10 protein-coding genes are annotated in these 24,834 nt (G+C 46.0%); 7 read left to right on the forward strand and 3 right to left on the reverse strand.

Annotation, left to right across the window (positions count from 1 at the left end):
* Positions 1–105 precede the first annotated feature (105 nt).
* Together BCT11_RS18175 and BCT11_RS18180 are read left to right on the forward strand one after the other, a co-directional pair.
* On the forward strand, positions 106–2,463 hold the full coding sequence (locus tag BCT11_RS18175; protein WP_198593966.1) for a fatty acid cis/trans isomerase: 2,358 nt from the start codon (positions 106–108) through the stop codon (positions 2,461–2,463).
* Between the two features lie 18 nt (positions 2,464–2,481).
* On the forward strand, positions 2,482–2,673 hold the full coding sequence (locus tag BCT11_RS18180; protein ID WP_005447215.1) for a hypothetical protein: 192 nt from the start codon (positions 2,482–2,484) through the stop codon (positions 2,671–2,673).
* A gap of 81 nt (positions 2,674–2,754) precedes the next feature.
* Here BCT11_RS18180 and torS read toward each other — a convergent pair whose 3' ends face one another.
* Complete coding sequence (torS, locus tag BCT11_RS18185; RefSeq protein ID WP_102388914.1) at positions 2,755–5,718, reverse strand: TMAO reductase system sensor histidine kinase/response regulator TorS; 2,964 nt, start codon at positions 5,716–5,718, stop codon at positions 2,755–2,757.
* A gap of 43 nt (positions 5,719–5,761) precedes the next feature.
* Between torS and torT the strand changes: the two genes are divergently transcribed.
* Together torT and BCT11_RS18195 are read left to right on the forward strand one after the other, a co-directional pair.
* On the forward strand, positions 5,762–6,811 hold the full coding sequence (gene torT, locus BCT11_RS18190; protein ID WP_080774396.1) for a TMAO reductase system periplasmic protein TorT: 1,050 nt from the start codon (positions 5,762–5,764) through the stop codon (positions 6,809–6,811).
* A 64-nt stretch (positions 6,812–6,875) separates the two neighbouring features.
* Complete coding sequence (locus BCT11_RS18195; protein ID WP_038867953.1) at positions 6,876–7,331, forward strand: methylglyoxal synthase; 456 nt, start codon at positions 6,876–6,878, stop codon at positions 7,329–7,331.
* Between the two features lie 98 nt (positions 7,332–7,429).
* On the opposite strand, the gene helD is transcribed toward BCT11_RS18195, so the two are convergent.
* Positions 7,430–9,499: a DNA helicase IV gene (helD, locus tag BCT11_RS18200; protein ID WP_102388915.1), complete on the reverse strand. Its 2,070-nt coding sequence runs from the start codon at positions 9,497–9,499 to the stop codon at positions 7,430–7,432.
* A gap of 293 nt (positions 9,500–9,792) precedes the next feature.
* Here helD and yccS point away from each other — a divergent pair, with 293 nt between their 5' ends.
* From yccS to BCT11_RS18215, 3 genes are all read left to right on the forward strand, one after another.
* Positions 9,793–11,946 (forward strand): YccS family putative transporter, encoded by a 2,154-nt coding sequence (yccS, locus tag BCT11_RS18205; RefSeq protein WP_042606028.1) that lies wholly within the window; start codon positions 9,793–9,795, stop codon positions 11,944–11,946.
* A gap of 259 nt (positions 11,947–12,205) precedes the next feature.
* Complete coding sequence (locus BCT11_RS28155; RefSeq protein ID WP_164492032.1) at positions 12,206–12,367, forward strand: hypothetical protein; 162 nt, start codon at positions 12,206–12,208, stop codon at positions 12,365–12,367.
* Positions 12,368–12,481: 114 nt separating this feature from the next.
* Positions 12,482–12,748, forward strand: a complete 267-nt coding sequence (locus tag BCT11_RS18215) for a hypothetical protein (protein WP_038867958.1) — start codon at positions 12,482–12,484, stop codon at positions 12,746–12,748.
* Positions 12,749–12,895: 147 nt separating this feature from the next.
* Here the strand turns inward: BCT11_RS18215 and BCT11_RS18220 are convergent.
* On the reverse strand, positions 12,896–24,834 hold an 11,939-nt coding region (locus BCT11_RS18220), incomplete at its 5' end, for a DUF5801 repeats-in-toxin domain-containing protein (RefSeq protein WP_102388916.1).

Below are 24,834 nucleotides of genomic sequence, written 5' to 3' on the forward strand. Positions count from 1 at the left end.
CTAACAATAACAACCCGGAAATCGGAGCAATTTGCTCCGATTTTTGGTATTTGGCGACTTATTTTGCTTTAATTAACGCAAATTCAATTTACTCAAAATAACTCAATGAATTTACGTTTAATTTTCACACTGTGTATCGCCACTCTGTTTGCAGGTTGTGCGACCTATGCGGGCCTAAACTACGACAAACTGTTTGGCCCTGAAGAAGTGCGTGAGCGTACTGTTGCTCTTGAAACACCCCAAGCGGACTTCTTTCAACATGAAGTAAAACCTATCGTCGATAATCGATGTGTGGTTTGTCACGCCTGCTACGATGCCCCTTGTCAGTTAAAACTCTCTTCCGTAGAAGGCATCGACCGTGGTGCAAGCAAAGCTTTGGTTTACGAAGGCACACGCTTGACCGCAGCAGCCCCAACTCGCTTATTTGAAGACGCGCAAACTACGCAAGAATGGCGTGATGCTGGCTTCCATCCTGTGCTCAACGAGCGTGAGCAGAGCATGGCGGCTAATATGGATGCAGGTTTGATTGCTCGTATGTTGCAACAAAAGGAACGTCATCCACTCCCTGATCAAGTTCAATTAGAAGGCTTCGATTTTTCTATCGACCGTGAACAAACGTGTCCGACGATAGAAGAGTACGCAAAATACGAACAAGACAACCCGACATGGGGAATGCCTTTCGGGATGCCGAACTTAACGGCGATAGAATATCAAACGCTCATGCTTTGGCTGGAAAATGGCGGCATCATGAATGCGCATATCCCGCTTACCGAGCAACAAAAAGCTGAGGTTCAGAAATACGAGACGCTGCTGAACAAGAGTTCTCGCAAAAACCAGCTCGCCGCTCGTTATATTTACGAACACCTTTTCTTATCGCACCTGTTCTTTTCTGAGTTGGACGGCGAACAACCTCGCTTCTTCACTCTCGTGCGATCTTCGACGCCACCGGGAGAGCCAGTAAAACGCATCACAACGCGTCGTCCGTATGATGATCCGGGGGTTGAACGTGTGTACTACCGAATCATTCCTGAGCAAGGCACTATTGTAGATAAGACGCACATGCCGTTTGCGCTGAACAAACAACGTATCGAGAACTGGAAAAAATGGTTCATCGATGGCGATTATGAAGTAGCAAAATTACCAAGCTACGAGCCTGAAATCGCCGCAAACCCAATGACCGCATTCATCGATTTACCCGTGAAGTCTCGCTTCAAGTTCATGTTGGACAACGCTCAGAACACCATCATGGCTTACATCAAAGGTCCGGTATGTCGTGGTCAGCTGGCATTAAATGTAATTAATGATCGCTTCTGGGTATTCTTCCTAGACCCAGACAAGGCCGACATTCCTGAAGTCAACGAATTCTACCGCTCACAAGCAGCGAACCTAAAACTTCCCGGCGAGCTTGAAAGCAATACTGTGCCAGTAACCAACTGGGTGAAATACTCGCGTCAGCAAGCACGCTACCTAGAAGCCAAATCTGACTTCATCAACAAGTGGTTTAAGAACGGTGAGCACCTATCGACCGACGTAATTTGGGACGGCAACGGTACAAATCCGAATGCAGCTCTTACGGTCTTCCGTCACTTTGACAGCGCGTCAGTGGTGCAAGGTTTAGTGGGTGAACAACCGAAAACGGCTTGGGTTTTGGACTATGCCCTGCTTGAACGTATCCACTACCTACTTGTTGCAGGCTTCGATGTGTACGGTAACTTTGGCCACCAGCTGATTACCCGAATGTTCATGGACTTCTTACGCCTTGAAGGGGAAAGTAATTTTATTGCCCTACTTCCTGCTGATATGCGCCACCAAGAACATTCAAGTTGGTATCAGGACCAACCGCGTCAACTAAGCGACTTCTTACAACGCAACGTTGCACCATTTAGCCAACCGACCAGTGTTGTGTATCACACTGACGATCCTAAATCGGAGCTATTGGATATTCTGCGCAAGCAAGTATCACCTGTCTTGTTGCCACGATACGATATCATTGATACCGCGCTTTCCGTGGAGAATGAGCAGCAATTGGCGAGCATCAACCAAGTTCGTGGTGAAGGGCTAAAAACGGTACCGCAAATCACAATGCTGATGGTGCGCAGCAAATCTGGTGAAGATGAGCTTTTCACTCTTATTCATAACAACGCTCACATCAACATTTCTAGCCTGTTTGATGAGGAGAGCAATCGAGACTTTGCGAAAGATGACATGACCATTGTTCGAGGTGTGGTTGGCAGCTATCCAGCGGCGTTTTTCTCAATCGAAGAAGATCAAGTAAAAGAATTTGTCGATCAATTTAGCACCCTTAAATCCGAGGATGATTACGTTAAGTTACTGGATAATTTTGCTATTCGCCGAAGCTCAGAAAAGTTCTGGCCATTTAGCGATCGTATCCACGATTGGTATCGTACAAAACAACCGATCGAATTTGGTTTACTTGACTATAATCGTTTTGAGAATCGATGATGATTTAAGGGGGTTCTCATGAGTATCCGAGACAACATCGCCGCTCTCGAGCAACAGATATACGTTGCCTGCTCAGAGGGGGATTACGACACGGTCAACATGCTTGAGCACCAACTCGAATACTTGCGTGGCAGAATGGAACATCCGTTCGAAGATGATCCTTATGCTCTAGACACTCGGTTCGAGTGGGAAGATGATCTGACCGAATAGAAAAAACCTCCGGCGCAAACCGGAGGTTTTTGTTTTTAGCCCACGAGCTAACCGCAAGACGCAAGGCGCATCACACGCCTTTTATTCTGCCATCAAACGGTCAAGTTCAACGACCGAATCGGTCACTTGCTTCTTAATAATGTCTTGCTCGCTTGAGTACACTTCTAGTGGTTCTGACGCAATTTCAATGCTTTGGCAGGTATCCATCAATGCCGTCAAACCTAAGCTGCCTGCACTGCCTTTCAACTTGTGAGCAAGATCTTTTACTGCTCGGCTATCGCCATTATCCGCAGATGTTTCCATCTGACTCAGTACGTCAGTACTGGTTTGTCTAAACAAGTCGATGATGTGCAGCATTTTCTCTCTGCCCAAGATCTTCATGTCTGACTGAATCACATTCGGATTGATGATAACCATTGCTGGCTCCTCTGCTGTCGGCTCATTGATGACCGGTGTCTCGTTAATATCAGTGATTGTTATCGTCTCATCCTGAGGGTCACACTTGCTCATTTGGGGCAGCAAAAGCTGTTTGCCATCTAACATGTCTTGAATAAGCGTAGCAAGTGCTTCTTTTTCCATTGGTTTCGGTAAGTAGCCATCGAAACCCGCTGCTAAGTAGCTTTCTACTTCTTCAGCAAATACGTGAGCAGAAACCGCAACCATTGGTGTTGGTGCAAGTGCTTTCTCTGCTGGTTTGTTACTTTCTATGTGTTTCAGTCGATGAATCAAGTCAGTGCCACTACAGTCAGGTAAATTAATATCGACTAATGCGATATCGAAGTCCTGTTTTTGCATGATTCGTTCCGCTTGCGCACCATCTTCCGCCATGACGACTTCATGCCCCATGCTTTCTAAGAAACCTTCCGCAACCACCCGATTTACCGGATTATCTTCGACAATGAACACCTTCGCTTTGATCTTACACCGTGCACTCGCAATAGAAACGGTTTCAACTGGTTCACTTTCCTCCAAAGGAATCGAGAACCAGAAACGGCTACCATGGCCTTCATCAGAGTCAACGTCCAGACGTCCACCCATGGCTTGAATAATACGGCGGCTAATGGCTAAACCTAAACCTGTACCACCAGTTTGATTTAAACCACCTTCCGCTTGGGTGAAGGCATCAAACAACGTCTTCTGGTCTTTTTTCGCAATACCAATTCCGGTATCTGAGACTTCAAATAAAACTTGTGATTCGTCTTCTGGATTCAGGCTGACGTAGATATCAATCTCCCCCTCCTCAGTAAACTTAATCGCGTTACCAACTAAGTTATTCAACACTTGGCTGATACGTGTCACGTCACCTTTCCAATAACGACCTACATCGCTTTCAATATGGTAAGAAAAGAGCAACTTCTTCTCTTGTGCCTTACCGTTCATTAGCTGGAAAGTGTCTTCAACGATCTGATGCAAGTCGAAACCTAAACTTCGTATCTCTAAGTGCCCGGCTTCGATTTTGGAGTAATCTAAAACGTCATTTAAGATCGCCAATAGAGTTTTACCACTGCGGTTGATGATCTCTGCATAACGCTTTTGAATTGGGTTTAGCCCTGAGTCTATTAACAGGCGAGCGGTTCCAAGCACTCCATTCATCGGTGTCCGAATTTCATGGCTCATTGTTGCCAAGAAAGCAGACTTCGCACGGCTAGCTTGTTCGGCTTGTTTCCGCGCTTTCGCGTGGTTAAGCACCTCTTCATTTAAGCGACGGTTTGCCTGTTTCAACTGAGAGGTACGTTGCTCGATCAACTCTTCTAGGTGCTCTTTGTGTTCTTCTAATTCTCGCTTAGCTTGCGCTTCGCCTTCGGCCACGACTTTAAGCGCTTGCGCAGTGTTACGTGCCGTAATGATCGCCTGCCCCATATGTGCAAGTTCGTCTTTGCCTTTTACTTCTAACTCAACCGCCAAATTACCTTGTGCAACCGACAATAGCGCTGCCGAGTATTCCCCCAGACGCTTAACCACCGAAACATACACGACACGCCACAAGATCAAGACAACGATGATCAAACCAATGATAGAAATCACCGTCAGGGACCACTGTGCGAACTTCAAGGTATTCGTAAGCTCATCGACAGCCACACGTGTCGTTTGGTTTGAGTCATCCACCAGCTTGTTGACGGTACCATTTAGCTCAGAGAAGAGCTGTAACGTCCCCTGCATTAACTCTTGAGACTGCTCGTTGTTTTCGTATTGTTGAAGCAGGATAGTAAACACAACTTGTCGTTTACCCAGCTCTTTCAGTAGTTGCCCCATCTGCTCTGAGCGAGTCGGGTCTTCTACCGCCAATACACGTCGCTTCATGATTTTTAGATTGTCTTCAAACTCAGTTTGGATTTGTTGAATACGATCCACATTGGTGAGGGTGCGAGCTTCTTCAATCTGGTTGAGCATCTTAAACGCCAATAAGTGCAATTCATGCAGTCGCTCAGTCAGATCGAGATCGACCTCTACGAGCGCATCCAAAGCTTGGTAAACTTGAGCTTTTTTGTTGGTTTCAAGAAGGTCATAAATATGAGTGACGTTAGCAACCGCGATCGTACTGGTGTTTTGAACTTGGGTGCGAGTCAGTTGCTCAAGCTCTTCACTCAATAAGCGCATTTCTTCTACGCGCGTATCGATCTCTTTGGCGAGCCACAGTTTTCTTTCTACTGTCACACCCAATTCAGCTAGATTATTGATGACGTTTTGAACGTGATTTTCTAAGGTTTCGAGTAAATCAGCGTCAAACGACTCGCCACCCAGTTCTTTGATGTGAGTAAGCAGCGATTCAAGCTGATCAAACAGCACTCGTCCCGCCTCTTTACGCTCTTGTTCATTTTGCGCATTCGACAACATTTGCACCGATGAAATAATGCGAGTGCTGAGCTCCGAAACTTGTCGAGCTTCAATCATTGCCGGAATGGCAGCGTCCACCACGTTCCTTTCTGTTTTTGCCACCAGAGAAAACCCTGATACACCGATTAGCGCAGACAGCATGACCAGCATTGCCATCGCAATGAAAGACAATAACAGTTTGCGACCGATGCTTGCGGTAGCTAGCAACATATTTTCCTGACCTTAATATTCGTGTTCGGCGACATATTACGTTATATTTTGCAGTGTTTACTTAATCTATGCCAACGAACTTCATTTCATGGTTATAAATCAGCGCTCATTTCGCACAATTTTCAAGCATTCAGCTCTCGCAATGTCACTTTTCGCTTCAGTGCCAGCTTTTGCGACAGAGAAAGTCTGTGCTATTTACCCTCATTTAAAGGACTCATACTGGTTATCAGTAAACTATGGAATGGTTTCCGAAGCGGAAAAACTTGGTATCAACCTTCGTGTTTTAGAGGCTGGTGGTTACCCAAACAAAACTCGCCAAGAGCAACAACTGGCTTTGTGTACCCAATGGGGTGCAGATGCCATTATTCTTGGGACGGTCGATCCACAAGCTTACGAACACAATCTGAAAAACTGGATAGGCAATACGCCCGTGTTTGCGACCGTAAACCAACTTGAACTCGATCAAGAACAAAAACAGCTACTTCAAGGTGAAGTTGGTGTTGATTGGTATTGGATGGGTTACGAAGCAGGTAAGTTCCTCGCAGACAAACATCCGAAAGGGTCAGGCAAAACCAACATCGCTTTATTGCTTGGACCAAGAACACGTGGCGGAACAAAACCGGTAACAACGGGGTTTTATGAAGCGATCAAAGACAGCGACATTAACATCGTCGATTCCTACTGGGCAGATAACGACAAAGAACTGCAACGCAATCTAGTCCAACGTGTGATTGATATGGGCAACATTGATTACATTGTTGGCAGCGCCGTTGCGATTGAGGCCGCAATCAGTGAATTACGCAGCGCGGGTAAAACCGAGGACATTGGTTTAGTTTCGGTTTACCTTAGCCATGGTGTTTACCGAGGTTTGTTGCGTCACAAAGTCCTATTTGCACCTACCGATAAAATGGTCCAACAAGGCCGTTTATCAGTGATGCAAGCCGTGCATTATTTACGTCAGCAACCGTATGAGAAACATGCGTCACCAACCATTAAAGCGCTAACTCCGAAGACTCTTCATGACGACACAATTGAAGAATCGTTATCTCCGTCAGAATATAGGCCGACATTCAGCGTTAATGCAGTTGATTGATAGATAAAAAACGTGTTTTATTGGACAGCAACGAATTTAAAATCATAAAAATGGAAATAACTTGATGCAAAAAAAGACTCGTACCATGCCAGCGCACAAACATGTGGCATTGGTTGCCCACGACAACTGCAAGCCTGAGCTACTTCGTTGGGTTAAAGAGAATAAAGAGAAACTGCAAAGCCACTTCTTGTACGCTACAGGCACGACTGGCCACATGCTAAGCAAGGAAACCGGTCTAGCAATCAAGAGCATGATCAGTGGCCCAATGGGCGGTGACCAACAACTTGGTGCTCTCATCTCTGAAGGCAACATCGATGTACTCGTCTTCTTCTGGGACCCACTGAACGCCGTACCGCACGACCCAGATGTAAAAGCGCTGTTGCGTATTGCAAGCGTGTGGAACATTCCGGTCGCGACAAACCGCGCTACAGCTAAGTTCCTATTCAATTCCCCACTGATTGACCAAGAAGTGGACATTGAAGTGCCAGACTACGACGCTTACCTAGCAGAACGTACCTAAGCTCTGAACGTTAAATCACACATAAAACAAAGGCGATACTGAGTATCGCCTTTGTTGTTTCTAACCGAAGAGAAACGCTTCTAACGTGAAGTCTTTATCTAACGAGAAGTGACAATTGGATAATCGCCGTTCACCAATTCTTGAACAAACCCAGAGCCAGCACCGGTGTGCGTGATCCATACTTTCTCTTTAGCACGAGTCAGCGCAACATAGAACAAACGACGCTCTTCCGCATAAGAGAATTTGTCTTTTGACTCCGTCAATGCGCCATCAATGTGGGCTTGCTTTTTCTTAGCAGGGAACTGACCTTCGTCCACAGACAAGATAATAACAAAATCAGCTTCCCTCCCCTTACTTGCATGACACGTCATAAAGCGAATCTCAAGGTTCGGGAAACGCTTCAACCAATCGTCATATAGATCGGGTTTGTGATAATGGTTTCGCCCTAACAGCAGTACCGATTTCGTTTTCTTCGCTTGCTGGTTAAGTTGATCTAGGATCTTCTCAACTTGATTGCTTGGTGCAGTATGTACGCTCTTTTGTTTACGTTGCTTATGGCTATTGAGTGTTTTCGGCAATTGCGATGGGTTTTCTTGGATGAACGTGTTCGCAACGTCACCAATTTGATTGTTAAAACGGTAGGTCGTATCAAGGTAATGAACCGTTGAGTGAACAAAGCGATCTTGGAACCCAGTTGTTAAATCCACGTCCGCTCCAGCAAATTGATAAATCGCTTGCCAATCATCCCCCACAGCAAACAAAGTCGCGCCGGTTTGCTTCTCTGTCGATTCACACAGAGCTTCAATCAAAGCTAAGCGGTCTGGAGAGATATCTTGATACTCATCTACCATCACAAAACGCCAAGGTGAAATGAACTTACCTTTGGTCACATAATCCGTCGCACGACTGATCATGGTAGGGAAATCGACCTGATTGGTTTCTTTGAGCATTTTTTGCCATGCACTAAAACATGGCCAACACAAAGCCAGTTCGCTATTCAAGCGCGTGTAGTCTTGATGATTCACTAGCTTCTCTTGCACTTGCTTTTTGGTCAAACCGACCGCAGCAAGTTGCGAAAGCTGACTGTCTAACCAAGCAATCAACTTAGGGTTTTCTGAATGGCTACCTAGCTCATCGTCACCTTTCAAATAAGCAATCGGCCATTTATCCAAGTGCTTCTGCCAACGCTTAAAGTTGGTTGGTGTCATCCAATGTTTCTTAAGCCAGTCAATACACCAAGCCGAGCGTTGATTATCGTCTAAAGCCAGCGGACTAATTTCGACCGGTTGAGGCTCGACTTGATTAAGAATACGTAATCCAAGCTGGTGGAAGGTGTTCACGCGCACGTTTTCTGCCGCGAGGCCAACCTTATCAACCAAACGCTCCTTCATCTCTTTAGCCGCATCACGGCCAAACGCTAACATCAACAATTCTTCTGCTTGCGCTTGGTGACTTTGTAGTAAATATGCCACGCGTGCCGTCAATACACTCGTTTTACCAGACCCAGCACCCGCTAACACAAGGTTATGATCATCATTGAGTAAGACGGCATGCTGTTGGGAGAGATTCAGAGGTGACGACTCAATACGGTTGAACAACACTTCCCAATTCGGACGTTCGTTCTCTAGCCAATCATGGTTACGTTGGCTCAAAGCTTTCGACGTTTCAGAAATCCAAGGTTCGATTTCAGCCATGCGCTTTGGCATGCGCATTTTCGCTTCAAGGAGACTGGTTTTAATCTCAACCAATTCGTTGTTGAGTTTATCGACCCAATTTTGTACTTGAGAATGCGGTAAGTAAGCAGGCAAGTTTTTAAGCTGATATAACTCGTCTTCCCACTTAGGCAGAAATTCGGCAAGCTTACGGCATTGAGTATTATGCCAATCCTGATATTGACGCACCGCTTCTACAGCAAACTTGCGACATTGTGGCCAAGGTAGACCTTGAACTAACCAGCTTTGTTGTTTGCCATCTTGCTCATGAGCAAAGAATTGCAAAGAGCTCCATAAAAGACCTCTTTTGACCGACACTTTGCCATTCCAAATCGTAAACGGGATGTGTTCTTCACTACCCACTGAACATAATAAAACACTGTTTTCTTTTATTTCGACTTGGTAATACTCATTTTGAATAAAAAACTGTGCTTTATTAGAGGCAGTAAGCTGCATGAAAGGTGCGCCTTTTGATATAGAAGTTCCCGTTTTATATCATTTTAGACGGTTAAATTGTAGCGATGGATGAAGCACAAATCGCGTTCTGTCGGTATTCTTAATTAAAATTCACATTACTGTTGAATTTGTGAACAAGAGACACGCTTCCATCACAAGCCTCCTTCAGTAAGTCAATGACAATTCTGTTGATTTCCTGAGCAACTGATGATTTTTATTAAATTAGGTCATAAACACGCTATAGTGAGTTTGTTAAAATTCTCTCGTTTTCCACCGACAACGAAAGGCGCATCGTGCAAGCAGCTTTAAAACTTCGGCTCTATTGGGCAAACAAAACCATCAACTATAGCATTCTCATTTTGATCACCTTGCTTGGTGTGGTGATACCTACTTGGTATTTCGGCCAAAACACCTTGATCACTCCGCTTATCTTAGGTGTCATTGCCGCAGCTCTGGCAGAAAGCGATGACAGTTTTACAGGTAGGGTGAAGGCGTTATTCCTCACTTTCATTTGTTTTGCCGTTGCTGCCTTCTCTATCGAGATATTGTTTGATACACCGTGGGCGTTTGCTATCGGTCTGTTTGTTTCGACGTTCGGCTTTATCATGCTCGGTGCCATTGGACCTAAATACGCTAGCATTGCCTTTGGTTCTTTATTGATTGCGATCTACACCATGCTAGGGGCGCACGAAAGTACGAATATTTGGTTCCAACCGCTTCTGTTGTTGACAGGCGCTGCGTGGTACTACTTTATGTCGATGATCTGGCAGATGTTCTGGCCGCTTCAACCCGTTCAACAAAGCCTCGCGACTGTCTTTCTTCAAATTGCAAACTACCTAGATGCCAAGGCAAAGCTGTTTCATCCAGTCACCAATCTCACACCACAACCCATGCGTATAGAAGCAGCAAAACTCAACGCTGCGACTGTGAATGCACTGAATGCTTGTAAAGCGACGTTGCTTAGCCGTTCTAAGCGCGGCCATATCGATGGTCCAAGTGACCGCTTCTTGAACATCTATTTTATCGCACAAGATATCCATGAACGCGTCAGTTCAAGCCACTATCGTTATCAAGATCTTGCGACAGAGTTTGAGCGTTCTGATGTTCTGTTTCGCTTCAAATACCTGCTTGAATCACAAGCACAAGCGTGTCGCGACATCGCCCATGCTATCCGCTTGGGTAACGAGTATACTCACACAGACCAATCTATTTTGGCTTTAGCAGAACTGCAAAACTCACTAGGCTATTTAGAAGAGCAAGACCAAAGTCACTGGAAACGCCTATTAGCTCAGTTGACCTACTTGTTCAATAACTTAGCGACTGTTGAGAAGCAACTGAGCAACATCAATAACCCAGATGCTGAGCGCCTAGAAGAAGACGTGCTCGATGACACCAACCCACACACGTTTAAAGCAATGTGGCAACGTATTGCGGCGAATCTACATAAAGATTCGATGTTGTTCCGTCATGCGCTGCGTATGTCAATTGCTTTGACAGCCGGTTACGGCATCATTCAAGCATTTGATATCGACCGTGGTTACTGGATTCTATTAACCACCCTATTTGTTTGTCAGCCGAATTACAGCGCAACAAGACAAAAGCTGACTGCTCGTGTGATCGGCACATTAGCGGGCTTGTTAATTGGTGTCCCGCTACTTACCTTCTTCCCCTCCCAAGAAAGCCAGTTAGTATTCATTGTTTTCTCGGGGGTGATGTTCTTTGCATTTCGTATTAACAACTACGGCTATGCGACGGGGTTTATTACCTTGTTGGTTTTGTTCTTGTTCAATCAGTTAGGCGAAGGCTACGCCGTAGTACTGCCACGTTTGGCTGACACGTTAATTGGTTGTGTTTTAGCAGTAGGTGCCGTCATGGTGATTCTGCCAGATTGGCAATCAAAACGTTTACACAAAGTGATGTCCGATGCGATTGATGCCAACAAGCAGTATCTCGGGCAGATCATCGGTCAATACCGTATTGGTAAGAAAGACAACCTCAGCTATCGTATTGCTCGCCGCCAAGCACACAACAATGATGCAAACCTCTCTTCTGCCATCAGTACAATGTTGGCGGAACCAGGTAAGTACCGCACTGCGGTAGATGAAAGTTTCCGTTTCTTAACGCTTAACCACGCGATGCTGAGTTACATCTCAGCGTTAGGCGCCCACCGCACGAGAATTGAAGATGAATCTATTCATCAACTTGTGCTCGATGCACATCGCTGCATTCACCAGCATTTGGATGTGCTGCATCGCCAACTTCATCATCATTGTGAAGAATGCGACCTATCATCAATCAATGATGCAGATCTAGAGCAAAGACTGAATGAATGGCGTGATGAAGACGACCATTCAGCCCGCATGGTGCTACAGCAACTGCATCTGATTTACCGTATGTTGCCTGAGCTGCATTCACTCGCTTCTAAGTTTGCCGTTCGCGTGAACTAACCCAACCTAGAACGAACTAAGAATATTGAACTAAGTAACCATATTAAAGGGGTAGACTATGATTCTACCCCTTTATGATTAGCGTGCTTATTCATAAGAAAAGTCTTACAAGGCACTTGACGCTTACTGACATTACTCGGACAAAAAAACACCATTCAAAAACTAATCTAAGAATATTAGAACATTCTTTAATTGTGACCATGAAGGTCGCTGAGGTGGGTGGATGAAGGAGAAGCCCAAGAAATGTGAGGAGATCGAGATGACTACTCAGCAATTTAATGAATTAAGAAAAAAGATTAATGACCTGACAGCGAGCCAATTAAAGTCGCTTCAAGGCGATATTAATCACTCTCTGAATAAAAAAGAAAGCCCACTCCTGTCGAGTGAAGAACGTGAAATGCTTTCAAAACTGTTTGCTTAATCAAACAGATTAACAAAAGCACTTGCACGAATTTACAACACTTCCTATGCTAACAAAAGCATAACAAGTGAGAGAAGCAGCATGCCAATATCAGGAATTCAATCCGGATATCAAATGATTCAGCTATCGCAAAAGATGGCTGAAGACGCTGCCCATGACATCCAAAAAGACTTTGTGAAAGAAAACGACCTAGACTTCAATAAGGTCGAACTAGTCAAAGATTCCGAACTCTCATTTAACGCTCCTAACTTTACTCCCTCTTCAAATGCCGTCGAACCTTTGGTTAATTTGACTCAAGCCGCAAGCTACAACCGAATCGGCGCTTCTGTCGTTGATAAAAGTAATGAAGTGATTGGTAGCCTTCTCGATATACACGTTTAAGCATCCAAATTTCCAGTATTAGCTCCATCTGATGCACAAGTATTTGGGTTAATTTGTTTGTATCCACTTGCTTTCAAAAACATCACCTTTCAGATACAAAAAAGCGCGATAACTCATTGAGCTACCGCGCTTTGGCTTTATGTCCGTTTAACCGTTAGACAGAATGTTATTATTGAGTAGAGATTCAACGATCTCATTCGAGCTGAGCCCATTGAAGTCAATCGCGTCACCTAAGTGCTCAACTACAATGGTCTGATGCACATTCGTATCGGTGGTAATGTTCAACGATACCGCTTCTGTAGATGCGTCATAATCCGCTGAGATATGTCCTAACAGATCATCCATATCGATCATTGGGCTGTTCAGGTCAGAGATCACTTCACGTAAATCAATCATGTCTTCGTTCACCGTAAAGTCAGTGATGGTATCCACTGCCCCTTCATCAACCGAATCCACTGTCCACTTGAAGGTATCGCTGCCGTCACCACCAGTTAGGATATCTGAGCCTAGACCACCGATAAGCACATCATCACCATCGCCACCCACGATAAGGTCGTCACCTTCCCCACCGATTAAGTTAATGCCTGTGTCTCCACCAACTAGGTAGCTGTCGTCTGTTGCACTTGACTGATCAATATCGTCGTTATCACCGCTCACATCCAAGCTAATTTGGACAGGTGCAGACTGGGCTTCACCACCATTAGATTCTGTTGATATCGCGGTAACAGAAATATCGTAAGAACCGATATCAATACCACTGTTGGTGTCCGTCGCCACAATCTCTAGCGTATCAATTTCATCGCTTGGCACTGTCCAAGTGGTACCATCGAAGCTAATGCCTGATGGAGAAACTCCACTTGTCACCTCTGCACTAGCAGGTACACCCGTTAGTTCCAGTGAAAGTACCTCGTCAATGTCAGTCAACGCCGCCATGATACCCACAATTGCAAGGCCTTGACTGCTCGCGGTTTGGCTAGCAGCAATTTGACGAACGTAGTTAAACTGAGGGTCGATACCTAACGTTGGCGCATCAGCCACTGGGGTCACATTGATAGTGAAATCTTGATTCGCCTCCAATGCTGTACCCGATGCATTTTCAAAGTACACACCGTTGTCTTCGACTTTAACCGATAAGGTGATTGAAGCAGCATCCACGTCTCCTGCATCCACAAAAACGCCCTCAGAAGCATCTGTCGCGCCAAGAACGGAGTTAATGTTATCTGGTGTACCCATTAGGATAATTTCACCAAACATTCCCGCACCTACAGTGACACCACTACCTGCCGGTGGCTCAACACGAACGTCACCTTCTGTCACCGCTAGAGTTACCGTCATGATTTCATTCGCCTGTGCACCAGTAAAGTCGATGTCGCTTACACTAATACCAGTAATTTTCTGGCCATTGGCTTCGTTGATCGTATCCGTTACCGACGTTGCTGTGATTTCAGGTGCGTCATTGGTCGCCTCAACATTCAACACTGCTGTGCCAGCAATTGTGATTGGGTCTGGCGCACCGTTAGTGGTTCCGTCATCTGTGATTTCATAAGTGAAGTTAACGTCACCAAAGAAATCTGCAGCAGGTTCAAACGTCCATTCTGTCGCACTGACTTGCGTTAACGTCCCCGCCGAAGGGTCTGCCAAAGCAACATTACTAATGGTCAAGTTATCCGATTCAGGGTCGCTCGCATTACTCAGAAGTTCTGTCGCAGTAATCGTCACCGCGCCGCCATCTTCTTCCGTACTGCTTAGCGTTACCTCAGATGTTACCAGAGAATCGTTCACCTCGGTGACTTCAAAGGTTGCCGTTCCTGACACTGTCTGAGGATCAGAAGCACCGTTCGTCGTACCGTCATCGGTAATGGTGTAAGTCAGATTCACCGTGCCGTTGTATCCCGGAGCTGGTGTAAATGACCATGTACCTGAGACGTTATCGAAATCCAATGTACCGCTACTTGGGTCGACCAATTGAACGCTACTCACCGTCAACGTGTCGTTCTCAATATCAGAGGCATTCGCCAACAAATCAGCTTGGGTAATCTCCACCGCCGCACTGTCTTCCGCAATATCAGAAAGTGTCACTTCAGACGTTATTGGTGCATCGTTTACTTCCGTTACATTGAACGACGCGCTGCCATTAACCGATTTAGGATCTGATGCACCATCTGTCGTGCCATCATCTGTAATGGTGTACGTGATTTCAACTGGACCGTTGTAATCTGTTGCTGGGGTAAACTCCCACTCGCCAGTGCCACTGTTGAAAGTAATGCTACCCGAACTTGGATCGGTTAACTGAACATTGCTAACAGTGAGATTGTCGTTTTCTACGTCTGTCGCATTCGCAATAAGATCCGCTTCAGAGATAGAGAACACACCACTGTCTTCTTCAATATCCGGTAGCGTCACTGGCGTAGTTTCTGGGGTATCGTTCACCGCTGTCACTTCAATATTGAAGCTGCTGCTGTTGGTATTTAGGGTGTCATCTACCCCACCAATCACGATACCTTCATTGCCTTGGTCATCGATTGTCACGTCCACCTGAACGTCACCAAAGAAGTTCAGGTCCGGATTAAATTCAATCAAACCGTTTGCAATGGCATTGTTTAGATCGGCCACAGTGCCTTTCAACTCAACGGAGTCCGTACCAACACCGCTCACGGTTAGGTTGTAAGTAGTGATGAGCGTTGGGTTGAGCTCCAAGATACCGCTGTCTACATTAACATTGAGCACATACTCAGCGTTCGGATCATCTAACACCGCATCAACGTCTGTGATGCTGAAGCCATCAAGCAGTAATGGAGTATCCTCTTGCGTTTCAACATCCACTGTATTAACAAACTCTGGGCGGTCGTTAACAGCTTCTACTTCGACATTAACATCGAACTCTTTCGGTGTGCCTAGGCTTTGGCTTCCATCTAAGCCAGTATCTACAGCCTGCACTTTAAACTCTAATGTGCCATTCCAAGAATTGTCGTTGCGATCGCCAGAGTTAAAGACCACTTTATCCAGATCTTGAGCATCAATCTCTAGAACGAACACACCGCTACCTTGATCGACAAATGCAGTGCCATCGGTAAGTTCAATGTTTGCACCGTCTGGCACATTCGCGATTTCTACACGAAGTGTCTCTGGATCGTTCTCTTCATAAGTTGCACCATCACCAATCGACTCTTGGTTATCAACAACCAATGCATTGATGTTGATTTCAATGTCTTCGCCCTCGTTACCTGATACTAAGGTATCTGGGTTAACATCGACCTCATCACCAACTGGATCAATGGTGACTTTGAAGCCACCAGTGTGCTCTGTCGGCACTTTGAGCAGTTCTTCTTGAGTAAATACCGTAATACCAATATCAACTTCACCACTGAAGTTCTTTGGCGGTTGGATTTGAATCCCACTTAAATCGATCGACGTTTGGCTAGGATCACTCAGCTGAATACTCCATTCACCACCACCGTTGTTTTTCACTGTAAAGTCAGATGAGTTTGAAATCACAATAAAGTCGGTTGGCAACCCTGTCAGTTTCAAGGAAACAAATTCTTCCGAGCCATCATTGTCATTTAAGCTAACCGTAAGCCCAGAGCCAGACTGACTGAGTGATATCAATGTGTCTTCATCACCCGTAATTTCAACTGGTTGTGTCGGATCCGCACCACTGATCGTTATTTCATCAACAACAGGTGTAATTTCGAACGACACATTATCAGTGAAGGTGCGAACATCCGTATCATCACCAGAATTAATCAAGGTTGTATCATCAATGATCGCTGTATCAGTGATCTCCCCTTCGATATTAATTTGAACGGTATTTTTACCGCCACCGACTGGGTAATTCTCTTTCGGCTTGAACAACACTTCATCCAATGCACCCGCAGCAATTTCAGCAGCACTGAATTCGATACTTGTGCCTAATGGGTTGCCACTCGCGTCAACAAACTCACCTAATGTCGTATCATCAAGCGTGAGCTTAATGTTGGTGAGCGTCTCTCTGCCCGCTTGCAAGTTATTACGGTTGTCAGCAAAGTCGACATTCAAGTTGAGTTGAATCAAGCCATCTTCGTAGCCAATACCATCGTTGGTTGGGACATCATTGTTAAGGTCATTCACTGGTTGCTTGTCAGCATCTAGGCCGAGCGTACCAGTGATATCGACCGTAACATCTGGTGTCACATTGCTATCAAGAGGTTGCTCCCCCGAAGAACCTGGGACATCCGCAACTGGCAAGATCTGAACAGGTAGCGACTCTAGCGTAGTGTTTTCATCACCCGATTGAGTATCGGTGGTAACAAACAGAACTGGGAGCGTGAAGTCACCTGCCCAATCTTCGGCAACACGTAGGGTCAAACCATCAAGGCCAGTAATGTTGCCACTCGCATCAATCGAAGCTTGGAATACGTATTTGCCGTCAACGAAGTCAACATCAGTGCCACCAATAACTAGGCCTGGAGGTACACCAGGTGATGAAGGGTCAATAACAAGCGTTAGGACATCTTCTACGCCATCGGCATTAATGGTGGTGACTTTAGATGACAATTGCGTACCCAAATCAACAGTATTGTCTTCGTTGCCATCAATTTGAACCGTGTTATCAAGGTCAATTTCAGCTGCTACGCTGGTTTGAGGCGTGATATCTGTTGGGAACTCAAGTGTGATGTCAGTTTGACGTTGAACTGTTGCATCTTCTTCGACCGTATCTTCACCCAAGTCGTTCACTTGTGCGTAGATGGTTAAGCCAATTGAAGAAATACCGTTGTTATCGCCGTCGTCGGTGTCATCATTAGGTGTAAGATCCAAACCTGCTGGCGCAATAATCGAGAAGTTCTCTTCATCAGTGATCGTCCAGCGACCACCACCTTCATTCGATGCACCAACAATGACTAGCTGATTCAAGATTTCTGGGTCAGTAATACTGAATTGAACCACCAATTGAGTCACGACTTCATTAGAAGAATCATCAAACTCTTGATATTTGATGATGTTAGCACCAGCTTGGCCACCAGCACTGGTGTTAATCGTGAAGTCGATATGGCCTTGAGCGTCGGCACGAACCACATCTGTAGTTGTACCACCAGACTCTTCAACCAGAAGGCGAGTTTGATCAGCGACATCACCTGTTAAGTTCTCTGGTTCAACAACCGGATTCACTTGAACATTGACTGTACCGTTGATCACGGTAGATGCGATGCCCTCACCCGGATTGCCTGAGTCGACATACTCTGCATCAATTTCTTTCACCGTCACCTGTGTACTCAAGCTAAAGTCAGTACTTGAGTCCTGTTCAAGCTGAACTTGAATATAGCCATCTTGAGTGATTCTGGCAGAGAAGTCTTGCTCTGACTCGTTAGTTCCCGGAGTGAGCGTGATGCTGCCACCTGTCACGGTTTGCGCGACACCGTCAACATAAACAGTACTGCCATTTGGGAAGCCACTGATTGTTAGGCCAGCAAAGAATTCGTCTGCATCCGGGCTTTGCGTTGCTGTCGGCTCCCAATCAATATTAACGCGCGTGTCTTCATTGCCTTCAGAGCTAACGACATAGTTGTCTTGAGCATCAATCACAGGGGCAACTTTAACGCGGATTTCACCTGTTACCTCACGCGTATGACCATCGTTCTCAGTCACGATAGTGGTTGCTGTGATGGTAATATTTTCTGTCGACGACGCTTCAGGTCGAATAACGATGCCCGAGTTGACGTTTGCATTGGTAATGTTTGCTTCGTAAATCGGTTGGCCTGCTCCATCGTATCCAACAAACGTCAAGTCGATAGAGGCACCATCGTTATCAAACAGTTCTACACCATCAGGGATATTTGACAGAAGCACTGTGATCGACTCTGAACTATCAGCAGGGTTATCTTTCAGCTCTCCAGATACCACACTAAAGGCCAAGCCAACTTCTCCATTTTCGTCGATTTCCGCTTCGATACCACGAACGGTACCATCGTCAAAAATATTCCAAATGCCGGTTTTATCATTCAGCTCGATGTCTGGGATATCCGCTACACCTTTCACCGCGACAATCACCGATTGCGTACCCAAAGAACGAATATCTTGAGCGGTGCCCGTTGATAGAGAGGCGTTGTCTTTCACAATACCCTCTACGTCAAACGTGAAGTCTTCGTTACTGTGTAACGGAGGAAGCACTTCAACATTAGCAAGGCTTGATTCTGGAATTTCGTAGTAAAGAACATTACCGCCACTGTCTGTAACTGTATTGATTTGGCTTGGATTTGCGGTATCAAGCCAAACTAACGTCACACCATCAATGGAGAAATTGTCTATGCGTACAAACAGCTCTTCTGACCCATCTATATCCGCAGAAGGTGTCATCTTAATCACTTCGCTCAGTTGCAGTGGATCATGATCAGTCACTGGTTCTACGGTGTCTTGAGTGCGAGCATTGTCCTCGAAGATATTAATTCGGTGAACCGTGAAGCTACCTTCATCCGCAATAGGATTCACGTCTATAACAATTTCTTCTGTATCAGAACGCGCTGTTTCTTTACCGGTTAACGGATTCGTTCCTTCGGTTGTGATGGCAGTGACATCGAGCTTGATTTGACCCGAGAAGTGCTCTGAAGGATCGACTTCAACCTCATTGATACGGCTTGCGTCAACAAGGTATTTGCCACCCGCTTCTGGAATAGGTGTACCATCTGAGTAAACCAACGTCGCATTGTCTCCACCCTCGGTAAAGACAAGTTCGTATACGATGGACTCTGGGTTGCTGATATCTTGCGTGTTCGCCTCAATGTCTAACTCAACATTGTTGCCATCTTCATCAACGGTATAATCGAAGGTGCTGCTCGCGTTCCACGTTGCAATATCTGCAACCGCATCAACTTCAATATCCAAGCGACCATTAATCGTATGGTCTGGCGTACCATTGTTAAGAATTTCCACACGGATACGAGGATCGATACCAGATGCACCGGTTGATGAATGGCGATCTGGCACAAAGTACAAGTTATCTAGCGAGACAAGCTCACCGTTGAATGACTGCTCGACATTTGATGCATCAAGAACAACCGTATTACCGACAGGCGTTAATTCAATGTAGTTACCGCTACCGTCTCGATAATAGAATGTACCATTGTGCGTGTTCGCATCACGAATGGTGATATCGCCTAAACTTTCCGTACGGTCAATATCGTGCAAGTTAACGACAAGATCGACTTTCGCCGGTGTTACATCCAAGGTCGATAGGTTATCTTGCGTATTCGCCGAATCGACACCAGCAACAACACCGCCACGGCCTTGATCCTCAAAGGCTGTAACGGTAGACGTATCAATTTGCGCGTTACGGTCGGTGATTGAGATATCTACGTTGGCATCAGCGATATCACCGTCGCCATCGGTTGCTACGACATTAATGGTGAAATCAATAGAATCGGTTTCTGTATGGTCAAGATCGTCATTCGGGCGGAAAGACACGCGGCCGTCAGTTCGAACAATCAAGCGACCTATCTCGGTATCCACTCCGTCAAGAACCTTGTGAACGAACACAACTTGGTTGCTGCCGTTCAAATCAACAGAATCCGAGTCAACACCGTTTTGCTTGAAGTAAATGCCTGAATCATCAGCCGAGAATGACGTCACTTGCGCGCCGTCAGCACCTAGATCATCATCGCCCTCTACAGGGTCTCGGAATAAGCGAACCGTGCGGTTTCCTTGTCCCTCAACACGTGAAATAGACGCATCGTACAAGGTTGGAACATCATCAGTAATTGTCACTGGTAAGTTAATACCGGCCGTATCACCATCGACATCAGTCGCGAAGACAGGGAGATCGAGTATAAGTGTATCTTCGCCTTGGGTTGAGTGGTCTAGAGCACCCTCAAGCGTAAACTTGTAAGAGCCGTCAGCGTTCAAAACTAGGGTGAACACTGAGTTACCATCCGGTGTTTGACCTTGATAAGTAAAGTTGTTGTTGCTTACCGCGGTTTGAACTAACGTCACCGCGAGGCCACCTGAAGTTACTCCTGAGATCGGGTTAGAGGTAAGATCCAGCTGGTAAGAAACAACGGTATCTGCCCCTTCCACCGTATCGAAATTACCCGTTGCTTCTAGGCTGTCTTTGTTGGTTGCCTGAGAGCCATTAGCGAGGTCATCCTCGTCAACAGCCAAAGCATCTGCTGATGTAATTTCAGGAATGTCATCAACAATGGTGATTGGAAGGTTCAATGATGATGACGTATCACCATCAAAATCTGTAACTGTAATAGGGATATCAATGACAAGGTTGTTTTCACCTTGAACAGCGTCATGGTCGATTGGTCCCAACAGTTCAAATTGGTAACTGTCGTTATTCGCATCAAGAGACAACGTGAAGATCTTAGTTGATGTACCAGTAATCACTGCTTCGTAACTGGTTACACCACCAACCGAGCTCACCACATTCAACTCGATGCTGCTGCCGTTCGAAGTTAAGCCAGACACAACCACATTGAGGTCAGAAACTTGGTAGCTGACAATCTCATCCGCACCATCAACGACTTCAAATCCACCGGTTAATACCGTTGAATCGCTACTTGTCGTGTCTGAGCCACCAGCAAGATCATCTTCATCGACGGTTTGTTGGCTAGAGTCTGTCACTTTCACAATCGCTGGAACATCGTCCACCACGGTGATCGGCAAGGTGATGTTATTGGACACATCGCCGTCAAAATCGGTCGCGTTGACAGGGAAGTTGATGACTAACGAGTTTTCATCGTTACCCGCAGGATGATCAAGTGCACCCAACAGTTCAAATTCATAACTGTCTGCTGAACCATTTAGCGTGAGTTTAAAGACGGTGTCCGTCGTACCTTGTACATAAGCTCGGTACTCAATCACACCGTTTGAATTTGAAAACTCAACCAAATCAAGCGGTTGACCACCTGAGGTTAGTCCAGAAACAGGCGACGTTAAGCTATCCAACTGGAAGCTAACGATAGAGTCGGCACCATCCGTAACGTCAAAGTTGCCACCAATGATATTGGATTCTGGCGTGTCGTCCGAACCTTGGCTTGGAATATCATCCTCATCCACTGACAAGGTACTACCAGAGCTAATAGCATCAATGGTTGGCTTGTCATCGACGATCGTCACTGGCAAGGTCGCAGTGATGGTATCGTTGTCGCCATCTGTAATCTTCACAGGTAGATTCAACAAAATCTCATCAGAGTTAACCGCGTGATCTAACTGACCAGATAACTCAAAGTCGTATTTACCATCTTGATGAAGTGTCAACGTGAAGACCGTCACTCCGCCCGGAGTTTGCCCCACGTAAACAAGCGCGTCAGCTGTTGAAGCACTGACGTCTTGAGACAGCGTTACCTCTTCTCCACCCGATTTCAGATTCGGGATAGGATTTGAGCTCAGATCCAATTCGAACGCATCAATACCATCTGCGCTGGTAACTTCAAATTCACCTGATACCGTTAATGGCTCTTTCGTGCCATCAGAACCAAGAGGTAAGTCATCTTCGTCGACACGTAGACTTTCAATATTGGTAACAACTGGAACATCGTCCACAACGGTAATTGGCAATGTGAAAGCTGGTGAAGTATCACCATCATTATCTGTCGCCGTCACAGGGAGGTTAATAACAATCTCGTTTTGCTGATTACCATCTGTGTGATCAAGCGGCTTCTGTAAATCGAACTCGTAGGTGTTGTTCGTTGCATCCAACGTCAGTTCGAACACCACTTCAGCAGGATTGCCAGCGACACCTTGGTATACGTTCACGCCGTTTGCGCTAGAAGACAGAACTAAAGTGATAGATTCACCATCTGAAGTCAGTGACGCAACAGGCGTGGTCAGGTCACTCAGCTGAATAGAAGCAACTTGGTCAGCACCTTCGGTGATATCAAAAGTACCTGAAATAACCGTATCTTCTGCACTTGCAGCATCCGTACCTGCTGGAAGGTCATCTTCATCAACGGTTTGTTCGCTGCCTGCTAGTAATCCATCAATGGTCGGAACATCATCCACAATCGTAATTGGTAACGTGGTGTTGTTCGACACGTCTCCGTCAAAGTCAGTCGCGTTTATCGGTAAATTGATGACCAGTTCATTTTGGCCATCAGCATTTGGATGATCGAGAGGAGCAAGCAAATCGAACGTGTAGCTATCATCAGAAGCATCAAGGGTTACACGGAATACTGGTGTCGTCGTGCCATCAATACGCGCTTCGTAAACTGAAACGCCACCTGCGTTTGATACTTCAACCATAACCAGTGATTGACCGCCAGAGGTCAGGCCTTGTACTGGCGTCGTTAGGTCAGAAACGCTGTACTCCACAATGCCATCAGAGCCATCGGTCGCGATGAAGTTACCGGCAATGCTGTTCGACTGCGTACCATCAGATCCGATTGTTGGGATATCATCCTCATCAACCGTTTGCACACTTGTTGCTTCGATGCCACCAAGTGTCGGTTTGTCATCAACGATCTTGACAGGAATTGTCTCAGCAGAGGTATCGCCATCAAAGTCTGTGGCGATGATTGGGAAGTTGAGCGTTAACTCATCGCTATCAACAGCATGGTCGATTGGGCCTTCAAGCGTGAAGTTATAAGAGCCATCAGTGTTCACTGTTAACGTAAAGACTGCTTCAGTGCCCGCTGTCGCCTCGTAAGTAAAGCTGCCATCGCCGTTTGCGGTTTCAGTTAGCGTGACTGCCACACCTTGTGATGTGAGTCCAGCCACTGGTGTTGCGGAAGCATCAAGCTGATAGCTCACCACTCGGTCCGAGCCTTGTGTGGTAGTGAAGTTGCCATCGATTGAAATCGGGTCAGTCTGATCTGAACCAATCGTGCCTAAGTCATCTTCATCAACGGTAATCGCATCGACATCGGTAATAGTCGGCTTATCATCCACGATGGTGACTGGGATCGTTTCTGTGGTGGTATCACCATCAAAATCCGTCGCGATGATTGGGAAGTTCAGTGTCAACTCATCACTGTCTGTCGCATGGTCGATTGGACCTTGAAGCGTGAAGTTGTATGAGCCATCCGTATTAACGGTCAGTGTAAATACGGCTTCAGTTCCTGCTGTCGCTTCATAAGTGTAGCTACCGTCGCCGTTTGCAGTTTCCGTCAGCGTCACTGCCACACCTTGTGATGTTAGACCATTAACTGGCGTTGCAGCAGCATCTAATTGGTAGCTCACTACCCCATCAGAGCCTTGCGTTGTAGTAAAGTTGCCATCGATTGAAATTGGATCTGAGCCGTCAGAGCCAATCGTCGCTAAGTCATCTTCATCCACACGGATTGTGTCTACGTCAGTGATGGTTGGTTTATCGTCAACGATGGTGACAGGCAATGTTTCTGTTGAGGTATCGCCATCAAAATCTGTTGCGATAATCGGGAAGTCGATTTGTAGGCTGTCGCTATTCACCGCATGGTCTAGTGGGCCCTGCAGAGTAAAGGTGTAGCTGCCGTCTGGCTTCACCACCAATTCAAACACGGCATTGCCATCTGCTGTGGCAGTGTAAATAAAGCTGCCATCGCCGTTAGCAGCTTCAGCAAGCACGACAGGCTCACCTTGAGAGGTTAATCCTGCTACTGGATCTGCAGTTGCATCAAGCTGGTATTTAACAACGCTGTCTGAGCCTTCAGTTGTGGTGAAAGAACCCGACATAAACGCATCATCATTTTGGTCTGAACCTATTGAGGAGAGATCATCTTCGTCCACCGTGAGTGGAACAACGTTGTCAATGGTTGGAACGTCATCAGTAATCGTGACTGGAATGGTCGCGGTTGTAGTATCGCCATCAAAATCTGTTGCAATGATTGGGAAGTTCAGAACTAATTCATCGCTGTTTAACGCGTGATCGACTGGCCCTTCCAGACGGAAGTTGTATGTACCGTCTGCATTCACATTCATGGTGAAGACAGGATTGCCATCCGCGCTAGCCACGTAAGTAAAACTGCCATCGGCATTCGCAGTCTCTACCAAAGTAACAGGCTCACCTTGAGAGGTTAATCCCGAAACAGGATCAGAAGTTGAGTCAAGTTGGTAGCTCACCACACGGTCTGAGCCTTGAGTGGTCGTGAACGCGCCTTCAACATAAACAGCGTCAGTTTGGTCTGAGCCGATACCTG

Source organism: Vibrio sp. 10N.222.52.B12 (assembly GCF_002875385.1).
Taxonomy (GTDB): Bacteria; Pseudomonadota; Gammaproteobacteria; order Enterobacterales; family Vibrionaceae; genus Vibrio; species Vibrio jasicida.

Coding starts and splice junctions, on each gene's coding strand:
- helD (WP_102388915.1), bottom strand. CDS start 9,499: ATGCAGCTTACTGCCTCTAATAAAGCACAGTTTTTTATTCAAAATGAG.
- BCT11_RS18195 (WP_038867953.1), top strand. CDS start 6,876: ATGCAAAAAAAGACTCGTACCATGCCAGCGCACAAACATGTGGCATTG.
- torS (WP_102388914.1), bottom strand. CDS start 5,718: ATGTTGCTAGCTACCGCAAGCATCGGTCGCAAACTGTTATTGTCTTTC.
- BCT11_RS18175 (WP_198593966.1), top strand. CDS start 106: ATGAATTTACGTTTAATTTTCACACTGTGTATCGCCACTCTGTTTGCA.
- BCT11_RS18215 (WP_038867958.1), top strand. CDS start 12,482: ATGATTCAGCTATCGCAAAAGATGGCTGAAGACGCTGCCCATGACATC.
- BCT11_RS28155 (WP_164492032.1), top strand. CDS start 12,206: ATGACTACTCAGCAATTTAATGAATTAAGAAAAAAGATTAATGACCTG.
- BCT11_RS18180 (WP_005447215.1), top strand. CDS start 2,482: ATGAGTATCCGAGACAACATCGCCGCTCTCGAGCAACAGATATACGTT.